Source organism: Streptomyces sp. NPDC020299, from assembly GCF_044387825.1.
Taxonomy (GTDB): domain Bacteria; phylum Actinomycetota; class Actinomycetes; order Streptomycetales; family Streptomycetaceae; genus Streptomyces.
In genome coordinates this window covers 251,964-271,362 of sequence record NZ_JBIRWL010000011.1, presented here as the reverse complement: position 1 = coordinate 271,362, position 19,399 = coordinate 251,964, and the positions used below count along the sequence as shown (strand labels likewise).

21 protein-coding genes and 1 tRNA gene are annotated in these 19,399 nt (G+C 73.4%); 9 read left to right on the top strand and 13 right to left on the bottom strand.

Going from position 1 to position 19,399, the window contains the following annotated elements; all coding sequences use genetic code 11:
- Nucleotides 1-3: 3 nt before the first annotated feature.
- Nucleotides 4-1,683, bottom strand: a complete 1,680-nt coding sequence (locus ACH45E_RS27840; RefSeq protein WP_361446829.1) for a LuxR C-terminal-related transcriptional regulator — start codon at nucleotides 1,681-1,683, stop codon at nucleotides 4-6.
- Nucleotides 1,684-1,778: 95 nt separating this feature from the next.
- Here ACH45E_RS27840 and ACH45E_RS27835 point away from each other — a divergent pair, with 95 nt between their 5' ends.
- Nucleotides 1,779-2,864 (top strand): M12 family metallopeptidase, encoded by a 1,086-nt coding sequence (locus ACH45E_RS27835; protein ID WP_361446827.1) that lies wholly within the window; start codon nucleotides 1,779-1,781, stop codon nucleotides 2,862-2,864.
- 134 nt (nucleotides 2,865-2,998) lie between these two features.
- On the opposite strand, the gene ACH45E_RS27830 is transcribed toward ACH45E_RS27835, so the two are convergent.
- The 9 genes from ACH45E_RS27830 to ACH45E_RS27790 all read right to left on the bottom strand — a co-directional run bounded on the left by ACH45E_RS27830 (nucleotide 2,999) and on the right by ACH45E_RS27790 (nucleotide 10,344).
- A complete protein-coding gene (locus ACH45E_RS27830; RefSeq protein WP_361446825.1) occupies nucleotides 2,999-4,351 on the bottom strand; it encodes an NtaA/DmoA family FMN-dependent monooxygenase in 1,353 nt (450 codons plus the stop codon).
- Nucleotides 4,352-4,370: 19 nt separating this feature from the next.
- A complete protein-coding gene (locus ACH45E_RS27825; RefSeq protein ID WP_361446824.1) occupies nucleotides 4,371-5,579 on the bottom strand; it encodes an LLM class flavin-dependent oxidoreductase in 1,209 nt (402 codons plus the stop codon).
- A gap of 78 nt (nucleotides 5,580-5,657) precedes the next feature.
- Entirely contained in the window at nucleotides 5,658-5,747 is a 90-nt protein-coding gene (locus ACH45E_RS27820) for a putative leader peptide (RefSeq protein ID WP_361446822.1), read from the bottom strand.
- A gap of 113 nt (nucleotides 5,748-5,860) precedes the next feature.
- Nucleotides 5,861-6,880 carry an ABC transporter substrate-binding protein gene (locus tag ACH45E_RS27815; RefSeq protein ID WP_361446820.1) on the bottom strand — a complete coding sequence of 340 codons (1,020 nt, stop codon included), beginning with the start codon at nucleotides 6,878-6,880 and terminating at the stop codon, nucleotides 5,861-5,863.
- A gap of 61 nt (nucleotides 6,881-6,941) precedes the next feature.
- Nucleotides 6,942-7,730 (bottom strand): amino acid ABC transporter ATP-binding protein, encoded by a 789-nt coding sequence (locus tag ACH45E_RS27810; protein WP_361446818.1) that lies wholly within the window; start codon nucleotides 7,728-7,730, stop codon nucleotides 6,942-6,944.
- Nucleotides 7,727-8,707: an amino acid ABC transporter permease gene (locus ACH45E_RS27805; RefSeq protein WP_361446816.1), complete on the bottom strand. Its 981-nt coding sequence runs from the start codon at nucleotides 8,705-8,707 to the stop codon at nucleotides 7,727-7,729. The genes ACH45E_RS27810 and ACH45E_RS27805 overlap by 4 nt, the downstream gene beginning before the upstream one ends.
- A gap of 221 nt (nucleotides 8,708-8,928) precedes the next feature.
- Nucleotides 8,929-9,078: a hypothetical protein gene (locus ACH45E_RS27800; RefSeq protein WP_361446814.1), complete on the bottom strand. Its 150-nt coding sequence runs from the start codon at nucleotides 9,076-9,078 to the stop codon at nucleotides 8,929-8,931.
- 110 nt (nucleotides 9,079-9,188) lie between these two features.
- Nucleotides 9,189-10,088 (bottom strand): glutathione S-transferase C-terminal domain-containing protein, encoded by a 900-nt coding sequence (locus ACH45E_RS27795; RefSeq protein WP_361446812.1) that lies wholly within the window; start codon nucleotides 10,086-10,088, stop codon nucleotides 9,189-9,191.
- A 130-nt stretch (nucleotides 10,089-10,218) separates the two neighbouring features.
- Nucleotides 10,219-10,344: a hypothetical protein gene (locus ACH45E_RS27790; RefSeq protein WP_361446810.1), complete on the bottom strand. Its 126-nt coding sequence runs from the start codon at nucleotides 10,342-10,344 to the stop codon at nucleotides 10,219-10,221.
- A 220-nt stretch (nucleotides 10,345-10,564) separates the two neighbouring features.
- On the opposite strand from ACH45E_RS27790, the gene ACH45E_RS27785 reads away from it, so the two are divergent.
- The 8 genes from ACH45E_RS27785 (at nucleotide 10,565) to ACH45E_RS27750 (ending at nucleotide 17,314) form a co-directional block, all read left to right on the top strand.
- Nucleotides 10,565-10,909 carry a hypothetical protein gene (locus tag ACH45E_RS27785; RefSeq protein WP_361446808.1) on the top strand — a complete coding sequence of 115 codons (345 nt, stop codon included), beginning with the start codon at nucleotides 10,565-10,567 and terminating at the stop codon, nucleotides 10,907-10,909.
- Entirely contained in the window at nucleotides 10,906-11,721 is an 816-nt protein-coding gene (locus tag ACH45E_RS27780; RefSeq protein WP_361446806.1) for a hypothetical protein, read from the top strand. The genes ACH45E_RS27785 and ACH45E_RS27780 overlap by 4 nt, the downstream gene beginning before the upstream one ends.
- Nucleotides 11,722-11,786: 65 nt before the next feature.
- Nucleotides 11,787-12,956 (top strand): FAD-binding oxidoreductase, encoded by a 1,170-nt coding sequence (locus ACH45E_RS27775; RefSeq protein WP_361446804.1) that lies wholly within the window; start codon nucleotides 11,787-11,789, stop codon nucleotides 12,954-12,956.
- Nucleotides 12,953-13,261, top strand: a complete 309-nt coding sequence (locus ACH45E_RS27770; protein ID WP_361446802.1) for a (2Fe-2S)-binding protein — start codon at nucleotides 12,953-12,955, stop codon at nucleotides 13,259-13,261. The genes ACH45E_RS27775 and ACH45E_RS27770 overlap by 4 nt, the downstream gene beginning before the upstream one ends.
- On the top strand, nucleotides 13,245-14,660 hold the full coding sequence (locus ACH45E_RS27765; RefSeq protein ID WP_361446800.1) for an NAD(P)/FAD-dependent oxidoreductase: 1,416 nt from the start codon (nucleotides 13,245-13,247) through the stop codon (nucleotides 14,658-14,660). Before ACH45E_RS27770 ends, ACH45E_RS27765 begins: the two co-directional genes overlap by 17 nt.
- On the top strand, nucleotides 14,660-15,550 hold the full coding sequence (locus ACH45E_RS27760; protein WP_361446798.1) for a dihydrodipicolinate synthase family protein: 891 nt from the start codon (nucleotides 14,660-14,662) through the stop codon (nucleotides 15,548-15,550). Before ACH45E_RS27765 ends, ACH45E_RS27760 begins: the two co-directional genes overlap by 1 nt.
- A 13-nt stretch (nucleotides 15,551-15,563) precedes the next feature.
- Nucleotides 15,564-16,565, top strand: coding sequence for a proline racemase family protein (locus ACH45E_RS27755; RefSeq protein ID WP_361446796.1), 1,002 nt, complete (start codon nucleotides 15,564-15,566; stop codon nucleotides 16,563-16,565).
- Nucleotides 16,566-16,597: 32 nt separating this feature from the next.
- The gene (locus ACH45E_RS27750) at nucleotides 16,598-17,314 is read left to right on the top strand and encodes a GntR family transcriptional regulator (protein ID WP_361446794.1); all 717 of its coding nucleotides are present in this window, start codon (nucleotides 16,598-16,600) and stop codon (nucleotides 17,312-17,314) included.
- A 58-nt stretch (nucleotides 17,315-17,372) separates the two neighbouring features.
- Here the strand turns inward: ACH45E_RS27750 and ACH45E_RS27745 are convergent.
- From ACH45E_RS27745 to ACH45E_RS27735, 3 genes are all read right to left on the bottom strand, one after another.
- Nucleotides 17,373-17,446: transfer RNA gene (locus ACH45E_RS27745), tRNA-Pro, on the bottom strand.
- Between the two features lie 101 nt (nucleotides 17,447-17,547).
- Nucleotides 17,548-18,756: a serine hydrolase domain-containing protein gene (locus ACH45E_RS27740; protein ID WP_361446792.1), complete on the bottom strand. Its 1,209-nt coding sequence runs from the start codon at nucleotides 18,754-18,756 to the stop codon at nucleotides 17,548-17,550.
- A 26-nt stretch (nucleotides 18,757-18,782) separates the two neighbouring features.
- On the bottom strand, nucleotides 18,783-19,295 hold the full coding sequence (locus ACH45E_RS27735) for a hypothetical protein (protein ID WP_361446790.1): 513 nt from the start codon (nucleotides 19,293-19,295) through the stop codon (nucleotides 18,783-18,785).
- Nucleotides 19,296-19,399 lie beyond the last annotated feature (104 nt).

Below are 19,399 nucleotides of genomic sequence, written 5' to 3'. Positions count from 1 at the left end.
GCCTCACGCGGACTGCTCGACCGGCGGTTCCGCCGGCCCCGGCAGCCGCCCCCGGTCACTCGCGCCGAGCCGCGAGTAGGCGCTGTACAGGTGGTTGCCGACGGTGCGCACCGACAGGGTGAGCCGCTCCGCGATCTGACGGTTGCTCAGCCCGGCCGCCGCGAGGGAGACGATCTGCCGCTGCCGGGCCGTGAGTTCGCCCAGGACGAGACCGGACAGGGCCGGGGTGCGGGCGCCCTGGCAGCGGCGGGCGAGGGCGAGCGCGCGGGTGCGGGAGGTGCGGGCGGAGCCCGGGTCGCGGTGCGCGTGGGCGGCCTGTGCGTACGCCTCCGCCGCGAACAGCAGGAAACCGCGCTGCCGCAGCTCCTCGGCCGCCCGGTCCAGCGCGGGTCCGTCGCCGCGGGCGAGGGCGTCGGCGTGTCGGGCGAACACGCCCCCTGACGGAAGGCGCCCGGCGGCCCGCTCCGGACCGTACTCCCCTTGCGCGAGGGCCAGTTCGCCACGGCAGGCGGGGTCCTCAGGTGTGTCCCGCAGCCCTTCGCGCGCCCAGGCCGCCGCCTCCCGCACCTCGCCGCGCAGCCGTGCGAACCGGGCTCGTACGGCGGCGTACCCGGCCGGTACGCGGGTGCCCTCCCCCACCAGCCACTCCCCCACCGGCGTCGGCAGGGCCCGTACATCCGCCTCCTCGATCCGGCGGGCCAGCGCGTCCCGTTCGGCCGCCAGGGCCGGGCCGCGGTCCTCCGGTGCGCGCGCCATGCGCCTGGCGCGCAGCCGTCCGGCGCCGGCGCTCAGGACCGGGCCGTGCAGGGGGTGGGCGAGGCGGACGGCACCCTCGTCGTCGACCTGTACGAGACCGTCGGCCTCCAGGCCTTCCACGGTCTCCAGGTCCCGTTCGCCGAGGCACAGGGGCAGCGGCTCGGCGAACGCGAGGCGCTGGAGGATCTCGCGCTCACCGGGACCCGGGCGGTCGAGGACGTGGGCGAGGCGTTCGCGTACGGCGGCGGTCACCGGCACCGGGCCGCGCCAGGCCCATTCCTCGCCGCCCTCCACGGGGGTGAGCAGGCCGCCCTCGCACAGCGCTCCCACCAGTTCCCGCAGCAGCCTCAGGTCGCCCCCGCACAGCCGGTGCAGCCGGCCCACCGTGAGCGGCTCGAGGACACGGCCCGCCCCCGCGGTGAGCAGCCTCGCGGTGTCCTCGCGCGGCAGCGGCTCCAGGGCGAGGCGGGGCAGCAGTTCGCCGGTCCACAGCCGGGACACGGCGGCGGGCGCCGGGGTGCCGTCGTCGGCCGCGATCACCACGAGGCGGGTCCGGCCGTGCACGGCGAGCTGGTGGACCAGGGCGGCGGACGCGTCGTCGAGGAGATGCGCGTCGTCGACCACGAGCAGGCGCACGGCGGACAGCAGCCGCACCGCGCGGTGCAGCGAGACCTCCCCGGGCAGCAGGTGCGCGAACGCGGCGAAGTCGAGCCGGCGGGTCTCGGGCGTCCCGGTCACCCGGGTGCGGTCGGTACCCCGGACGGCCTCGGTGACCAGCCGCGTCTTGCCGCGGCCGGACGGTCCGGTCACGACGGTGCCGTGCCGCGCGCCGGTCAGGGACCGGCGGACCAGGTCCAGTTCGTCCTCCCGGCCGGTGAACGGCCAGGGCGGTTCGAGTGTCCGCGCGTCCGGTTCGTAGGTCGTCACATCAGTGGGAGGCGGGATACTCACGTCTGATACAGGGGGACTTGAGTAGGCCTCGACTCAGGCGTCCGGCGGGGAGGCGGCGGCAGTCTGGGCGCATGACCGCTCGCTACTGCTCGCTCCCGCAGCAGTCGGCCCCCTCCTTCGCACCGGGGCTGACCGCCGAGCGGCTGGGCGCGCTGACCGGCGGGCGACGGATGTGGATCAACGGCACGGTTCTGCACTACCACTTCTTCGACGCCGGCACCGACGCGTCGGTGATCCCCGTCCCGGGGACCGGTCAGACCCGCCGGGTGTCGTGGGTCGGGTCCGAGGAGCAGCGGGACGCGGTGCGCGAGGGCTTTGGGCAGTGGCAGGGCCTCGGCATCGGCGTGACCTTCGCCGAGGTCGGCGACCGCCGGGAGGCGGAACTGCGCATCGGCTTCCAGACCGGTGACGGCTCGTGGTCGGCGGTCGGCCGGGACGCGCTGACGGTCGGCCGGGGGATACGCACCATGAACTTCGGCTGGGACCTGACCGCACCCGGCGAGCGCGGGACGGCCCTGCACGAGATCGGGCACGCGCTCGGCATGCTGCACGAACACCAGAGCCCGGCAGCCGGGATCCACTGGGACGACGAGGCCGTGTACGCCGATCTGGCGGGCCCGCCGAACTTCTGGAGCCGGGACACGACGTACGCCGCCGTCCTGCGCAAGCTGGACCCGGCCGAGGCCAACGGGTCCGTGTGGGACCCGCGGTCGGTCATGGAGTTCCCGTTCGGGCCGGGGCTCGTTCTGGAGCCGGAGCAGTACCGGGCGGGCCTGCACCCGCCGGGTTCCCTGTCCCCGGCGGACAAGGAGTTCGTGCTCCGCTGGTATCCGCCGGCCGGACCGGCCCGGCCGCCCGCGCTGGTGCCGTTCCGCTCGGCGCCGCTCGGTCTCGGCCCGGGCGGGCAGGCCGACTTCACCGTCGAGCCGGCGGAGACCCGCGCGTACACCGTGGGCACCTTCGGGGACGCCGACAGTGTGCTCGTCGTCTTCGAGGAACGCGACGGGGAGCCGCGTTACCTCGCCGGCCGGGACGACGGGGGCACACCGCGCAACGCGACCGTACAGGTCCGGCTCGTCAAGGGCCGCCGCTACTTCGTCCGCGTCCGCCTGTACTCCACCTGGGGTTCGGGTGAGACGGCCGTCATGTGCTGGTGAGAGCACAGGCCGCGACGCGGGCGCCCGGACCACGGTCCGGCACCGGGGGAGCGGCCGCGGACGTCACCTTCGGGGGAGGGAGACGTCCGCGGCCACGCCGGATTCCGCGGCGTGCGGCTCGACCGGGCGGGTGATCAGGCCGCGTCGGGGTGGGTGAGCCCGAGGTGGTCGCGCAGGGTGGTGCCCTCGTAGTCGGCGCGGAAGACGCCCTGTTCCTGGAGGAGCGGGACGACCTGGTCGGCGAACGGGTCGAGGCCGCCGGGGGTGATGTGCGGGACGAGGATGAAGCCGTCGGACGCGTCCGCCTGCACGAACTCGTTGATGGTCTTCGCGACGGTGGACGGGGCGCCGACGAAGGTCTGCCGGTTGCCGGTGTTGATGACCAGGTCGCGAATGGACCAGTCGTTGGCCTCGGCGAGCTCCCGCCACTCGCGGGCGATGGCGATCGGGTCGCGGTACATCCGTACCTGGGCGCGGCCGCGGGAGATGTGCTCCTCGCCGACCAGCGGGTCGACGTCGGGCAGCGGGCCCTCCGGGTCGTACGCCGACAGGTCCCGGTTCCAGACGAACTCCAGGTGTTTGATGGCGGTGGCCCCGCTTACCTGCTGCCGGCGTACCTCGCGCGCCAGTTCCTCGGCCTCGGCGTCGGTGTCGCCGAGGACGAAGGTCGCGGCGGGCAGGATGAGCAACTGGTCGTGTCCTCGCCCGTACTTGGCGAGGCGGCCCTTGACGTCGGTGTAGAAGGCCTGCCCCTGTTCGAGGGTTGAGTGCCGGCTGAAGATGGCGTCTGCGCTGGAGGCGGCGAACTCGCGGCCCTCCTCGGAGTCGCCCGCCTGGAAGATCACCGGGCGGCCCTGCGGGGAGCGCGGGACGTTGAAGCGGCCGTGGATGTCGAACTGCTCGCCCCGGTGTACGAAGGCTCCGGCCTTCGCGTCGCTCAGGAAGGTGCCGGTGGCCTGGTGGGCGAGGATCTCGTCGCCGCGCCAGGAGTCGAACAGCTCGTTGGCGGTGGCGAGGAACTCCTTGGCGCGTGCGTAGCGCTCGTCCTGCGGCAGGAAGCCGCCGCGGCGGAAGTTCTCGCCGGTGAAGGCGTCCCAGGAGGTGACCACGTTCCAGGCGGAGCGTCCGCCGGAGAGGTGGTCGAGGCTGGCGAACTGGCGGGCCACCTCGTAGGGCTCGTTGAAGGTGGAGTTGATGGTGCCGGTCAGGCCGAGCCGGTCGGTGACGGCGGCGAGCGCGGCCAGCACGGTGAAGGTGTCGGGGCGACCGACCACGTCCAGGTCGTAGATCTCACCGCCCTGTTCGCGCAGCCTGAGGCCCTCGGCGAGGAACAGGAAGTCGAACTTGGCGCGTTCGGCGGTGCGCGCGAAGTGCGCGAAGGAGCTGAACTCGATGTGGCTGCCGGCGGCCGGGTCGCTCCACACGGTGGTGTTGTTGACGCCGGGGAAGTGGGCGGCGAGGTGGATCTGCTTCAGCGGCTTGCTCATGGTCGTGGGTCCCTCCGGCTCAGGCGGTGGCTGCGGCATAGCGGTTGGCGGGGCGGGCGAGCCCGAGGAGGCCGCGCAGGGTGCCGGCCTCGTAGGCGCCGCGGAACAGGCCCCGGCGCTGGAGTTCGGGCACGAGCCCCCGGGTGATCCCCGGCAGGTCGTGGCCGAGCACGGCCGGCCGCAGCCGGAAACCGGATAGACCGGCGGCCTGAAACTCCTCCAGGAGGTCGGCGAGTTGGCCGGGGGTGCCGGTGAAGATCCGGGCGTCACTGGAGTACGGGGTGCCCGCGAGGGCGTCGAGGCGCTCACGGCGGGCCGCGGCCTCGGCCGGGTCCTCGTCCAGGAAGACCACCAGGTCGCCGAAGATGTGCAGGCGGTCGTCGGCGCGTCCGGCCGCCTCCTGCTCGGCGCGGATCTCGGCGACGATCGCGCGGGCCTGCTCGGCGTCGTGCGGGGTGACGTAGCCGACGTCGGCCTGCCGGGCCACGAGCCGGTACGGCACCGTCTGGTGGGCGAGCGCGCTGACCGGCGGCTGGCCCTGGGGCGGCCGGGGTGTGATCGAGGGGCCCTTGACGCTGAAGTGGCGGCCCTCGAAGTCGATGTAGTGCAGCTTGTCGCGGTCGATGAACCGGCCGGTGGCCGCGTCCCGGATCTCCGCGTCGTCCTCCCAGCTGTCCCAGAGGCGGCGGACGGCCTCCACGTGGTCGGCGGCCTCGTCGAACAGGTCCGTGACCAGTTCCCGCGCGGCCGGGCTGTCGTAGGCGTCGATGAGGGGAACGGTCCGGCGGCCGAAGTGCGCGGCCTCGTTCGGCCGGGCCGTGATCTGCACGCGCAGGCCCGCGCGGCCGCCGCTGACGTAGTCGAGCGTGGCGATCGCCTTGGAGATGTGGAACGGCTCCGTGTGCGTGGCCACCACGGTCGGCACCAGGCCTATGTGCCGGGTGAGCGGGGCGACCCGGGAGGCGATGAGCACGGCGTCGAGCCGGCCGCGTACCTGGTCGGTGCGTTCGTCCGGCTGAAGGAAGTGCGAGGACTGCGGGCCGAGGCCGTCCCCGATGGTCACGAAGTCGAGGAGACCGGCCTCCGCCTCGGCCACCAGGCCGGCCCAGTATCCGGCGGTGAACAGATCCCGGGGCCGGGCCACCGGCTCGCGCCAGGACGCCGGGTGCCAGCCGGTGCCGTCCAGGGCGACGGCGAGATGCAGGGGGGAAACGGGAGTCGATGACACGGATGGGTGCCTTCCTGCGGGTCCGTACGAGGGCGCCGGCCCGCACGGGAACGGGGGCACGGCGAGGGAAAGGACTGCTCAGGAGCAACAACAGAGCGCGCCGGCCACGCGCTGGAGGTCGATGTGGGGCCGGGAGTGGAGGAGGGCGGACCGCAGGACACGCGACACGCTCCCGCACCTCCTCCGTCGATTCCCGGCGGGCCGCACCCGGCGGCGCCCGGCACATCCGTGCTCGGTCACAACACCGTGGCCCGGCCCGGTGTTCCCGGCCCGTCCGCCGGTCAGGAGTTGTCCAGGGGCAGTCCGGGCGGGTTGACCTCGGCCTTGGCGACGGCCTCGTCGGTAAGGTTGTAGGCGGCCAGCCACTTGCCGTACTGCCCGTTCTTGATCAGGTGGTTGATGGCGTCCGCGAAGGGCTTGGCGAGTCCGCTGTCCTTCTTCGTGGTCGCGGCGATCAGGCCCTGAAGGGTGGCGCCGGCACCGGAGAACGTGCCCGCGCTGCGGGTGGGGTTCGGTGACTTCGCGGTCTGGGTGATGTGGTAGGCGACCCCGGGGTTGGCGGCGAAGTAGGCGTCGATCCTGCCGCCGGTCAGCGCCAGATAGGTGGCGTTCTTGCTCTGGTAGTGCTTGACGGTGAGGTTCTTGCCCTCCTTCTTCAGCTTCGTCTGCCACTCGAGGAGGATCTTCTCCTGGTTGGTGCCGTTGTCGACGGCGACCGTCTTGCCGGCGAGGTTCTCGTAGTTGCCGCCGAAGTTCCAGGTGCTCTTCTTCAGCACCTCGAAGCCCACGTTGTCCTTGCGGTAGGAGGCGAAGTCGTACTTCTTCTTGCGTTCCTCGGTGTCGGTGATGTTGGCGAAGGCGGCGTCGTACTTGCCGCTGTCGATGCCGACGAACATGTTCTCCCAGGTGGCGTTGGAGAACTGCGGCTTCAGGCCGAGGACGGCGGCGACGAGGCGGCCGAGGTCCGGTTCGGCGCCGGTGAGGGTCTTCTGGTCGTCGCCGATGTAGGCCAGCGGCGGGAAGCCGTCGGGCAGGGCGCCGACGCCGATCCTCAGGGTGCCGCTCTTGCGGACGGATGCGGGCAGTTCGGCGCTGATGGACTTCACCTCGGAGACCTTGAGTTGGGTCTGCTTGGCCGCAGCGTTGGACACTCTGCCCACGGTCACCGTGCCCGCTGTGTCGGTCGTGGTGGCGGCTTCGCTGTCACCACCGCAGGCGGCGAGCCCGGTGGCGAGGGTGGCGGCGGCGGTCGCCGCGGTGATGCCGCGTATCAGGCCGCGTCGGGAGAAGTGGCTGGGCATGGCTGTCCTTGTCGTTCGGTGATGAGTGGTGCAGGTGCGATGGGGTGTGACAGGAGGAGGGTCAGAGGACCTTGCTCAGGAAGTCCCGGGTGCGTTCGTTGCGGGGGCTGTCCAGCACCTGGGCGGGCGGGCCCTGTTCGACGATCCGTCCGCCGTCGATGAAGACGATCCGGTCGGCGACCTCGCGGGCGAAGCCGATCTCGTGGGTGACGATGACGAGCGTGGTGCCGCTGGTCGCCAGGTCCTTGATGACGGAGAGGACCTCGCCGACGAGTTCGGGGTCGAGCGCCGAGGTCGGCTCGTCGAAGAGGATGATCCCGGGACGCAGGGCCAGGGCGCGGGCGATGGCGACCCGCTGCTGCTGGCCGCCGGACAGCTGCCGCGGATAGGCGCCGGTACGGTCGCCGAGGCCGACCCGGGTGAGCAGTTCGTGTGCCTGCTCCCGCGCCTCGGGCCTGGTCAGCTTGCCGGTGGCGACGGGCGCGGCGGCGACGTTGTCCAGGACGGTCAGGTGCGGGAAGAGGTTGAAGTTCTGGAAGACGAAGCCGATCCGGCTGCGCTGGGCCAGGATGATGCGCTCGCTGAGCTCCTTGAGCCGCTCGCCGTCGCGCTTCACGCCGATCAGCTCGCCGCCGACGCTGACATGGCCGACCTCGGGCTTCTCCAGGTGGTTGATGACCCTGAGCAGGGTGGACTTGCCGGAGCCGGACGGGCCGATGACGACGGTCACCTCGCCGGGGCGGACGGTCAGGTCGATGCCGTCGAGGACGCGGTGGGTGCCGTACCACTTGTGGACGTCGTGCACCTCGAGGGCGGCCGGGGCGGTCGTCAGGGTGTCGGTGGCGGTCATACGGCGGCCTCCCCGCGCAGCCGGGCCCGGAATCCGGCGAGGCCCGCCCGCGCCTTCTGGAGCGGGGTCGGCGGCAGGCTGCGGGTGGCGCCGCGGGCGAAGTACCGCTCGACGTAGAACTGGACGACGGACACCACGCTGGTGAGGATCAGGTACCAGACGGTGGCGACGAGCAGCAGCGGCACGATGTCGCCGGGGTAGGTGCTGCCCATGGTCTGCACGGAGCCGAACAGGTCGAGCAGGGAGACGTAGAACACCAGGGACGTGCTCTTGATCAGGCCGATGAGCTGGTTGACGTAGTTCGGGGTGATGGACCTCAGGGCCTGCGGGAAGACGATGCGGGTGAACTGGTAGCCCTTCGGCAGGCCGAGCGCGGCCGCCGCCTCGTGCTGGCCCTGGTCGACGGAGAGGATGCCGCCGCGCACCACCTCGGCCGCGTACGCCGCCTCGTTGAGGCTCAGACCGATGACGGCGACCGTCATGTCGGTGGCGAGTTTCGACTCGTCGAAGGTGACGAAGGCCGGCCCGAAGGGGATGCCGAGGCTCAACGTCTTGTACAGGGCACTGAAGTTGTAGAGGAAGATCAGGACGACGATCAGCGGGACCGAGCGGAACAGCCAGGTGTAGGTCCAGCTCACCGCCCGCAGCACCGGGCTGCCGGAGAGCCTGCCGAGAGCGAGCAGAATGCCGCCGAGCAGTCCCAGTACGGCGCTGAGCGCGGCGGCTTCGAGGGTGACGCCGAGCCCGTCGAGGATGGTGGGGCGCAGGAACCAGTAGCGGAAGCGGTCCCACTGGTAGAAGGGGTTGGTGGCCAGTCCGTGCAGGATCTGCGCGACGAGCACGAGGACGACGGCGGTGACGATCCACCGGCCTGGCCGACGCAGCGGCTGAACGCGCTGTGCTCTGAGGAGTTCTGACGGGATGTCGGCGGGTGGTGCCTCGGCGAGGGACACGACGGCGCCTGGTGGTTCACTCATTGACGGGCTCCAGCGGAGTCGGAACACCCCTGGCCCGGGCGGCGGTTCGGCGCGGCTACGGTGCTACGGCGGCAGCGCGGGAGGCGCACTGCGGCGCGGCGGGGAGCGGCGCACGGCGACGTACGGGGCGGGCGGGGCCTGGACGGACGACGGCACGGCGGGCGTGCGGGGGTCGTCGGGGCTGACGCGGGGCCGCGCGGCTGGGGAGGGAGAGGAAGCGGTCAGCCCCGGCGGCGGGCACGGCCCGGCGCGGTACACAGTGCGCTGCTGACGCGGAGCAGATCGACGGCGCGGTCGGCGACCAGGGGGTTCGCGTACGGCTGTACGCAGCTCAGGGGGCGGCGGGCCGCCGTCCTGAATGCTGCGTACATGTCCGTCACCTGTCGCCGTGCCGGCCCGGAGGAGCCGTGCGCTTGCCAGAGCCGTAAGTAAGGCAGTCGAGCCGGAGGGATGTCAACGCCCGTCCATTTACTGGACCGCCTCAGACGCCCCTGACCTGCGCAGCGGCGCCCGATGAGTCCGCGGTGTGGCCCGTCCAGTCCAGGATCTGGACGGCGGCTCCGGCGGCCTCCAGGCCCTGGCAGCGGCCGTGGTGGCGCCGGGCGATGCCGTCGAGGTCGAGGTGGGCGCCGAAGGCGGGGTGGGCGGCCAGGCGCCGGGCGTAGGCCCACAGCACCGGGTGGCCGGCGATGCGGTGCACGGCACGGGCGTCGAGGTGACAGCGGTGCACGGTGTCCAACTGCACCAGCGCGACCCACAGTTCGACGTCGGCGGCGGTGAGCCGGCCGCCGACGAGGTACTCCTCGCCGTCCAGGTACCGCTCCAGCCTGCCCAGCGTGTCCAGCAGCGACTCCAGTGCCGCGGCGCGCTCGGCGGGGTCGGCGCCGGCCTGTCCGGCGTGCTGCGCGGCCTCCTGGATGCCTCCGGCGCAGAGCCGTTCGACGGCTTCGATCTCGCTCTCGGTGCCGCACGGGTACAGCGAGGCGCGGCCGCCTGAGGGGAAGCGGTCCAGGTCGCGCAGGATGTCCGGGGCGTGGGTGCTGACGATGCGTCCGGACCAGTCGTCGCTGAGCACCGGCGCGAGGGCCGGCCCGGCGTAGTGGTGCGCGCTCGCCTCGTACAGCGGACGCAGGGCCGAGTGGCCCCCGCCGGGACAGTCCGGTTCGGCGGGCAGGAAGGTGACCTGACAGCTGCCGTCGAGGCCGAGCAGGCTGTGCCCGATGGCGAGGCGCAGGCCGTCGGGGCAGGCCGTCGACAGATGGATCCGGTAGCGGTGCGGCACGGCGTGGTGGCCGCTGCGCGCGTCCCGGCCGAGACGGCCCCGGAAGGCGGGGGCGGCGCGGCGGGCGGACGGGACGGCGGCGAGCGGAGTGATGGACATGCGTCTCCCCGGGTACGGGCGCGCGGACGTACGCGCGGCGGAAGCGTCATCGGACAGGGGGCGCCGGACAGCGGGCGTCGGACCGTGGGCGCCGAGGCGTACCGGGCGGGTCCGGGGTTCCCGGATCGGCTCAGACCGGCCAGGGGGCTGATCGTGCGCTGCACACGCGCAGCAGGTCGATGTGCCGGCGGGAGGTGAGCAGGGGTGAGGCCGGTGTGCGGCTCACGTGGCCGGTGACCGTCTCGAGGCGCCTCATGTTTCCCTACCTGTTCACTAGGATTCCCATGGCGAGTGTCGATCCGGCTCGCGACGCCGTCAAGTGGGCGTCCACGCCTGGGACACCCGGGGGCCGCGGCATGGGGGCGGGGCGGTCGGGTTGCCGGACGGCGGTCGGCGCGGTGGCCTGGTAGTAGGGCCTGGGACCGGGCACGCCGGGTGGAAGGGGGCCGGACGCGATGGGTGAGGAGTCGCGCCGTGTGACCGGGGCGGTTCCCGGAGCCGTGCCCGAGACGTTCGTGTTCGGGTGCGCCGGATGCGGTCACGTCTGGCAGGCCGTCTTCCAGGTGGTGTTCTTCACCGACCCGGTCTCCCTGTACACCCAGGAGTACGTGGACGAGGCCGGGCGGGCCCTGCGATCGCCCCTCGCCGACGCGGTCTGCCCCCGCTGCGGCGGACGGCAGGTCGACGTGACGACACCCGAACGCGCCGCGGACGCCGCGCGTGGCGATCCTCGCCCGAACGGCGCCGCGCGGATGGCCGTCCGCCGCAGGGGATGGTGGCGTGGGAGGACGCACCGCGTTCCGAGGAGGCCATCGCGATGAACCGTCCGCCCCGTCCCGTACGTGTCCTCGTCCCGGTCCTGGCCACGGGGATCCTGCTGACCGCGGCGGCCTGCGGGAGCAACGAGGACGGCTCGTCCGGCACCGCGTCCGCCTCACCCGCGGCCGAACGGACACCGACGCCCGCCGCCACCGCCACACCCGCGCTGACCGGCTCGGGGGCGAGGGCGGCACTGATCACGCCGGCCGACCTGGGGACGAACTGGACGCAGGTGAACAACGCCTCCACCTGGCGCGACAAGCTCATGGTCAAGAACGTCGACGTCGCCGCGTTCCTCAACGCCAGGACGACCACCGCCGACTGCCAGAAGCTGCTCGACAGCCTGTACTCCGACACCCTCCTGGGCCGGCCGCCCGGCGCGTCGGCGCTGACCGGCTTCACCCAGGGCGACGCCCGGCTGCTCTACCAGGTCGGCGACTACGGCCAGGCCTCACTGGAGAAGTCCCTGGACTGGGTCAAGGGCCTCCCGGACAAGTGCGCCCAGTTCACCGCGACCGGCTCCGACGGCGGCAAGCGGACGGTGCAGGTCGTCAAGAAGTCGCTGCCCGCGGCGGGCGACCAGCGCCAGGGGCTGACCGTCACGGTGCGGGGCACCGCGGACGGCAAGCCGGTCACCGTCACGGTGGACCTGGCCGCCGTGCGGGTCGGCGCCTCCGGCATCACCGTCACCAACGGCGGCCCGTCCGGCGCGAACCACGACACCACCGCGACCGCGGTACAGCAGGGCACCCAGCGCCTCAAGGACGTCCTCGCCGGGAAGACGCCGGCCGCCACCCCGAGCCCGTCCGGCTGACCGCCGCCCGGAGACGGCACCGGCGGACCCTCCCCAGCGACAGCGATATGTGACATAGTACTGCCGTGGCGAAGCAGCTGACCTGCGATGTCGTGGTGGTCGGCGCCGGGATGACGGGCGCGGCCTGTGCCCTGTACGCGGCGCGGGCGGGTCTGGACGTCGTCCTCGTCGACCGGGGTCCGGTGGCCGGCGGCACGACCGGCGCGGGCGAGGGCAATCTGCTCGTCTCCGACAAGGAGCCCGGCCCGGAACTCGAACTCGCCCTGCTCTCCGCCCGGTTGTGGTCGGACCTGGCCCGCGAGGACGGCTCGGCGTACGAGTACGAACCCAAGGGCGGTCTCGTGGTGGCCTCCACCCCCGAGGACCTCACCGCCCTGGCCGGCTTCGCCGCCGGCCAGCGGGGAGCCGGGGTCACCGCGGTGCCCGTGGACGCGGACCGGCTCCCCGATCTCGAACCCCAGCTGGCGCCCGGCCTCGCGGGCGCCGTGCACTATCCGCAGGACGCCCAGGTCATGCCGGCGCTGGCCGCCGCCCGCCTGATCCGCGCCTCGGGCGCCCGTCTGTGCACCGGCTGGACGGTGACAGGCGTGCTGCGCACGGCCGGCGGCGCGGTGCGCGGCGTGCGCACCGACCGCGGGGACGTCCACGCGCCGGCCGTGGTGAACGCCGCCGGGACCTGGGGCGGCGACCTGGCCCGCCTGGCCGGTGTGCGCCTCCCCGTCCTGCCGAGGCGCGGCTTCGTCCTGGTCACCGAGCCGCTGCCCCGGCTGGTGCGGCACAAGGTGTACGCCGCGGACTATGTGGCCGACGTGGCCAGCGACTCGGCCGCGCTGCAGACCTCACCGGTCGTGGAGGGGACGGCCGCCGGGCCCGTGCTCATCGGCGCGAGCCGCGAACGGGTGGGCTTCGACCGCTCGTTCTCGCTGCCTGTCGTACGGGCCCTGGCGGCGGGGGCGACGCGGCTGTTCCCGTTCCTTCAGCGGGTGCGCGCGATGCGGACGTACCTGGGCTTCAGGCCGTACCTGCCCGATCACCTGCCCGCGATCGGGCCCGATCCGCGCGTGCCCGGGCTGCTGCACGCCTGCGGGCACGAGGGCGCGGGCATCGGACTGGCCACCGGAACAGGGCACTTGATCGCCCAGGCGCTGACCGGGACACCGCCGGAACTGGACCTCGCGCCCTTCCGGCCCGAGCGGTTCGCGACGCACGGGGTGAACGGGGTGAACACCGCGTGAATCCACTGGAGTTGGCCGGAGCACGGCCCGGCCCCGCCTTCACGGTCACCTTCGACGGCCGCCCGGTCGAGGCGCTGCCCGGGCAGACGGTCGCCGCCGCGCTCTGGGCAGCAGGGGTGACCGCGTGGCGCACCACCCGGCGCGAGGGCCGCCCCCGCGGGGTGTTCTGCGGCATCGGGGTCTGCTTCGACTGCCTGGTGACGGTCAACGGCAGCCCGAACCAGCGGGCTTGCCTGGTGCCCGTACGACCGGGTGACGTCATCCGCACGCAGGAGGGGACGGGGCACGATGGCCACGACGGCTGAGCGGGTGCGGCTCGCCGTGATCGGCGCGGGCCCGGCGGGGCTCGCCGCGACCCTGGCCGCGGCGGCACGCGGCGTGCACGTCACTCTGGTGGACGCCGGCCCGGAGTCGGGCGGCCAGTTCTACCGGCAGCCCGCCACCGCCCTCGGCGCGCGCCGCGCCCGCGCGCTGCACCATCAGTGGCGCACCTGGGAGCGGCTGCGGGACGGACTCGACGGGCATCGAGCGACGGGACGCGTCACTCACCTGACGGACCATCATGTATGGTGTGCCGAGCGGCAGTCGGCCGGTTTCGCCGTGCACGCGCTGCGCGGCCCCGCGCAGGAGGAACCCGCGGTGGTGCGGGCCGACGCGGTGCTCCTGGCCACCGGCGGCCACGAGGTGGTACTGCCCTTCCCGGGCTGGACGCTGCCCGGAGTCGTCACCGCGGGCGGTGCGCAGGCCATGCTCAAGGGCGGGCTGGTGCTGCCGGGGCGGACGGCCGTCGTCGCCGGGACCGGGCCGCTGCTGCTGCCGGTCGCCACCGGTCTCGCGGCGGCGGGCGCACGCGTCACGGCGCTCGTGGAGTCCGCCGACCCGAAGGCGCTGGCCCGCCGCCCGGCGGCGCTCGCCGCGCAGCCCGGCAAACTCGCCGAGGGCGCCGGGTACGCGGTACGGCTCCTGCGGCACCGCACACGCCTCCTGGCCCGCCACACGATCGTCGAGGCGCACGGCGCGGACCGGCTGGAAGCGGTGACCGTCGCCGCCCTGGACGCCGCCGGCCGGGTCAGGTCCGGCAGTGCGCGCCGCCTGGCCTGCGACACCCTCGCGGTCGGCCACGGCATGCTGCCGCACACCGACCTCGCCGACACGCTGGGCTGCGCCCTGGACGGGCGGCGGGTGCACGTCGACGACGAGCAGCGCACCGACGTCCCCGGAGTCTGGGCGGCCGGCGAGGCCACCGGCATCGGCGGCGCGGCCCTCGCGCTCGCCGAGGGGCACATCGCCGGCCGCTCCGCCGCAGCCCGGCTGCACGGCCGGGAACCCGACCCCGCGGCCTGGTCGGCGGCGGCCCGGTCCCGTACCCGTCTGCGGGCGTTCTCCGCGGCCGTCGACGCGGTGTACGCACCGGACGACCGCTGGCCGGACCGCGTCCCGGACGGCACCGTGGCCTGCCGCTGCGAGGAGGTCACCGCCGGTGAGGTCCGCGCGGCCGTGCGCGAGCTCGGCGCGGGCGATCCGCGCACCGTGAAGCTGCTCACCCGGGCCGGGATGGGCTGGTGCCAGGGCCGGATGTGCGAACCGGCGGTGGCGGGCCTGACCGGCTGCGAACCCACCCCCGCCCGGCGGCCGTTCGCCCGGCCCGTACCGCTGGGCGTGCTGGCCCGGGAGAGCGATGACCCCACCGAGGAAGGACCCTGATGACCGATCACCGCCCCTGGCACGGCGTCCTCGTCGCCACCGCACTCCCGCTCGACGACGACCTCACGGTGAACTACGACAGGTACGCCGAGCACTGCGCCTGGCTCGTCGACAACGGCTGCGACGGCGTGGTGCCGAACGGCTCGCTCGGCGAGTACCAGGTGCTCACCCCCGCCGAGCGCGCCAAGGTCGTCGAGACGGCCGTCGCCGCGATCGGCGGCCGGCGGGTGATGCCGGGCGTCGCCGCCTACGGCTCGGCCGAGGCCCGCCGCTGGGCGGAACAGGCCCGGGAGGCGGGCTGCGGCGCGGTGATGCTGCTGCCGCCCAACGCCTACCGTGCCGACGAGCGTTCCGTGCTCGCCCACTACACGGACGTCGCGAAGGCGGGCCTGCCGGTGGTGGCGTACAACAACCCGATCGACACCAAGGTCGACCTCGTGCCCGAACTCCTGGCCCGGCTGCACGGCGAGGGCCTGATCCACGGGGTGAAGGAGTTCTCGGGCGACGTCCGCCGCGCCTATCGCATCGCTGAACTCGCCCCGGAACTGGATCTGTTGATCGGGGCCGACGATGTGCTGCTGGAGCTGGCGATCGCCGGCGCCAAGGGCTGGGTGGCCGGCTACCCGAACGCGCTGCCCACCGCCTGCGTCGAGCTCTACCACGCGGCCACCGGCGGCGACCTCGCCACGGCCGAGCGGCTCTACCGGCAGCTGCACCCGCTGCTGCGCTGGGACTCGCGCACGGAGTTCGTGCAGGCGATCAAGCTGTCCATGGATGTCGTGGGGCGGTACGGCGGTCCCGTGCGGCCGCCGCGCATGCCGCTGACGTCCGAGCAGGAGGCCGCCGTCCGGGCGGCCACCGAGAAGGCCGTCGCGGCGGGCCTGGCCTAGGAGGAGTCCGATCATGCGCAGCAAGCTCGTCCTGCACGCCGTCGACTCGCACACCGAGGGCATGCCCACCCGGGTGATCACCGGCGGGATCGGCACGATCCCCGGCGCGACGATGAACGAGCGGCGACTGTACTTCCGTGAACACCGTGACGACATCAAGCAGTTGCTGATGAACGAGCCGCGCGGGCACTCCGCGATGAGCGGCGCGGTCCTGCAGCCGCCGACCCGGCCCGACTGCGACTGGGGCGTGGTCTACATCGAGGTCTCCGGCTATCTGCCGATGTGCGGGCACGGCACCATCGGCGTGGCGACCGTGCTGGTGGAGACCGGCATGGTGGAGGTCGTCGAGCCGGTCACCACCATCCGCCTGGACACCCCGGCCGGGCTGGTCGTCGCCGAGGTGGCGGTCGAGGACGGTGCCGCCCGGAACGTCACGTTGCGCAATGTGCCGTCCTTCTCCGTCGGCCTGGACCGCAAGGCCGTGCTCGCCGACGGGCGGACGGTGACCTACGACCTCGCCTACGGCGGCAACTTCTACGCCATCCTGCCGCTGGAGGAGTTCGGCCTGCCCTTCGACCGCGCCCGCAAGGACGAGATCCTCGCCGCCGGCCTGTCCCTGATGGAGGCCGTCAACGGCGAGGAGGAGCCGGTCCACCCCGAGGACCCGTCCATCCGCGGCTGCCACCACGTCCACCTGTACGCGCCCGGCGCCACCGCCCGCCACTCCCGGCACGCGATGGCCATCCACCCCGGCTGGTTCGACCGCTCGCCCTGCGGCACCGGCACCAGCGCGCGCATGGCGCAGCTGCATGCGCGGGGCGAACTCCCTTTGCACACCGAGTTCGTGAACGAGTCCTTCATCGGCACCCGGTTCACCGGCCGGCTGCTCGGCACGACCGAGGTCGCCGGGATCCCGGCCGTGCTGCCGAGCTTCACGGGCCGCGCCTGGATCACGGGCACGGCCCAGTACCTGCTCGACCCCACGGACCCGTTCCCCGCGGGCTTCGTCCTCTAGCCTCCTCCAGCCTCCCCTAGACTCCCCCGGTGATGCGTGACATGGCACAGCAGCCGCAGCAGCCGGCCCCGGCCGCCGAGACCCCCGCACTCCCCCGGCTGGGCGGCAGGCGCAGCAGCTACCGGGAGCGGGTCGCCGACGCGCTGCGGGCCGCGCTGATCGCGGGTGAACTGCGGCCCGGCGAGGTCTATTCGGCCCCCTCCCTGGCCGCCCGCTTCGGTGTCTCCGCGACACCGGTGCGGGAGGCGATGCTCGACCTGGCCAAGGAGGGCCTGGTCGACGCGGTCCCCAACAAGGGCTTCAGGGTCACCGCCGTCTCCGACCGGCAGCTCGACGAGTACACGCAGGTCCGCGCGCTCATCGAGATCCCCACCGTGGTCGCCCTGACCGGCACCGCGGACCGCGCCCGGCTGGAGGCGCTGCGGCCGGCCGCCCGGGAGATCGTCACCGCCGCGGCGGCGGGCGACCTCATCGCGTACGTCGAGGCCGACACCCGCTTCCACCTCGGCCTGCTCGCCCTGGCCGGCAACACCCACCTGGTCGAGGTGGTCGCCGACCTGCGCGGACGCTCCCGCCTCTACGGTCTCACCGCTCTGCTGGAGGCGGGCCGCCTGCTGGCCTCCGCCGAGGAACACCTCGAACTGCTCGACGCCCTGCTGGCCCGCGACGAGAAGGCGGTACGCGAGGTCATGACCCGGCATCTGGGCCATGTACGGGGGCTGTGGGCGGACCGGGCCGAGGGCGCCTGAGAGTCCCGGCAAACGAAAAGGCCCCCGCGGACTTCCGTCCGCGAGGACCCTCGCACCGTCGGGACGACAGGATTTGAACCTGCGACCCCTTGACCCCCAGTCAAGTGCGCTACCAAGCTGCGCCACGTCCCGGTGCGGTGTCACGCGGGTGGCCCGCGTGATCGCGCAGGTCAACCCTACCGCACCCGTACGGGTGCTGCTGTCGTGGCCGGGGTGCGGGCCGCCTGCCGAGGTCAGGGCAGGTCGAGGGGGTGGTCCGGCGCCAGGGCGGCCGCGATGCGGGCGGTGATCGTCTGGGCGGTGTTGCCCTGCGGCGCCTTCTGTCCCACGGTCGTGGACACGGCGATGGCGAGCTTCTCGTCGGGCTCGTACGCCTGCACCGCCGCGAAACCGGCGAAGGACGGGTTCTGCACCACCCAGCCGTTGCTCACGATCACGCCCATCCCGAAGTGGAGGGCGTCGGTCTGCTTCAGGCACACGGTGGCGGGACAGCCCGCGGTCGGGGTGCCGAGGCCGGGGGTACCGGGGTCGAGCTGCACCTGGTGGGAGTGCCGGGAGAGGAGTTCCCCCGAGCCGATGCCCCGGGCCGAGCGCGCCAGGTCGCAGATGTCGCTGGTGAGGACGGCGCCCGGGGCGGTGGTCCAGGACGGGTTCCAGAAGGTGGACTCCTCGTACCTGCCGCGTTCGGCGTCGTAGGCGTGCAGCACGGGCGACGGGATCTCTGGGGTGAAGCCGTTGGCGGTCCCGCTCAGCCCCAGCGGGTCCAGGACGCGCTCGCGCAGCAGCCGGTCCAGCGGGGTGCCGGTGATCTTCTCCAGGGCCTGGCCGAGGAGGACGAAGTTGGCGTGCGAGTAGCTCCAGTTCGAGCCCGGCTCGTACCACAGCGGGTGGCTGAGCGAGTACGCGAGCAACTCGCGCGGGGTCCACTGGCGGAAGGGGTCGGCGTAGAACCGCTTCACGAACGCCGGGTCGGTGACGTAGTCGTGCAGGCCGGAGGTCGAGTCGCCGAGCATCCGCAGCGTGATCCCGTCGCCGTGCGGCAGGCCGGGCAGCCGGCGGGAGACCGGTTCGTCGAGGCCCACCCGGCCCTCGTCGACGAGCTGGAGCAGCACGGTGGTGAGGTAGGCGAAGGCGACCGCACCGGAGCGGAAGTGCATGTCCGGCGTGGCCGGGACGCCGGCCATCGACTCACCGGTCGCGTCGGTGACCACCTCGCCGCCGTTCACCGTGACCCGGACCAGTACGGCCTTGAGATCGAGCTCCCGCTGGGCCTTGCGCACGATGTCGCTCACCCGCCGCGCCCGGTCGTCGGTGCTCTGCCCGCCTGCGACGCAGGCCCGGCCGGGGCGCTCGGCGGCCGGCACCGCCGGCGTCTGGAGGGCCACGGCGAGCAGGGCGGCGGCGCACAGCGACATCGCACGGACACCGGTCATATGGGCCATAAGCAACATATTGACACGAAGGCCCGCTATTTGATGATCGCGTTGGCCACCACCACGAACACCCCGATCAACGCGTCCCCCACCCCGGTGGCCACCGCGAAGAACCATCTGCGGCCCGCGGACCTCGCCGAGGCCAGGCCCAGGGAGAACAGCAGAACGGTGTTGAGGAGGAACGCCGCGTACTCGACGCTCCTCGTCGGCCACCAGCCCCAGCCCGCGCCCGCGAGGATCAGGGCGCTGGGCAGCATGGCGACGACCAGGGGCCACTCGGCGGCGAGAGCGCGCAGGGCCTCCCCGCGCCGGCTGGGGCCGCGCTCGGCGATGTAGTGGGCGTAGCCGTGCGCCAGGGCGGAGGCCAGCGCGGTCACCAGCAGCCACGCGGCGTCGTAGCGCCGGTCGGCCCGGCTGAAGCGCCCGTACTCGGTGAGCGCCGCCACCATGGCGCTGGCGACCACGGCGCCGTACACCCCGCCGAACAGCAGCATGGACCGGCGGTCGTGCGCCCCTCGCCGGGGCACGGGCTCCGCGGGGTCCGTCATGGGCTGCTCTCTTCGCGGGCTCACAAGTGCGGTGCTCCCAACGATCACCCGCTCCGAGGCGCCCCGCCACCGCACGGTGGCCGCGACGAACCGTCGTCCGGGCC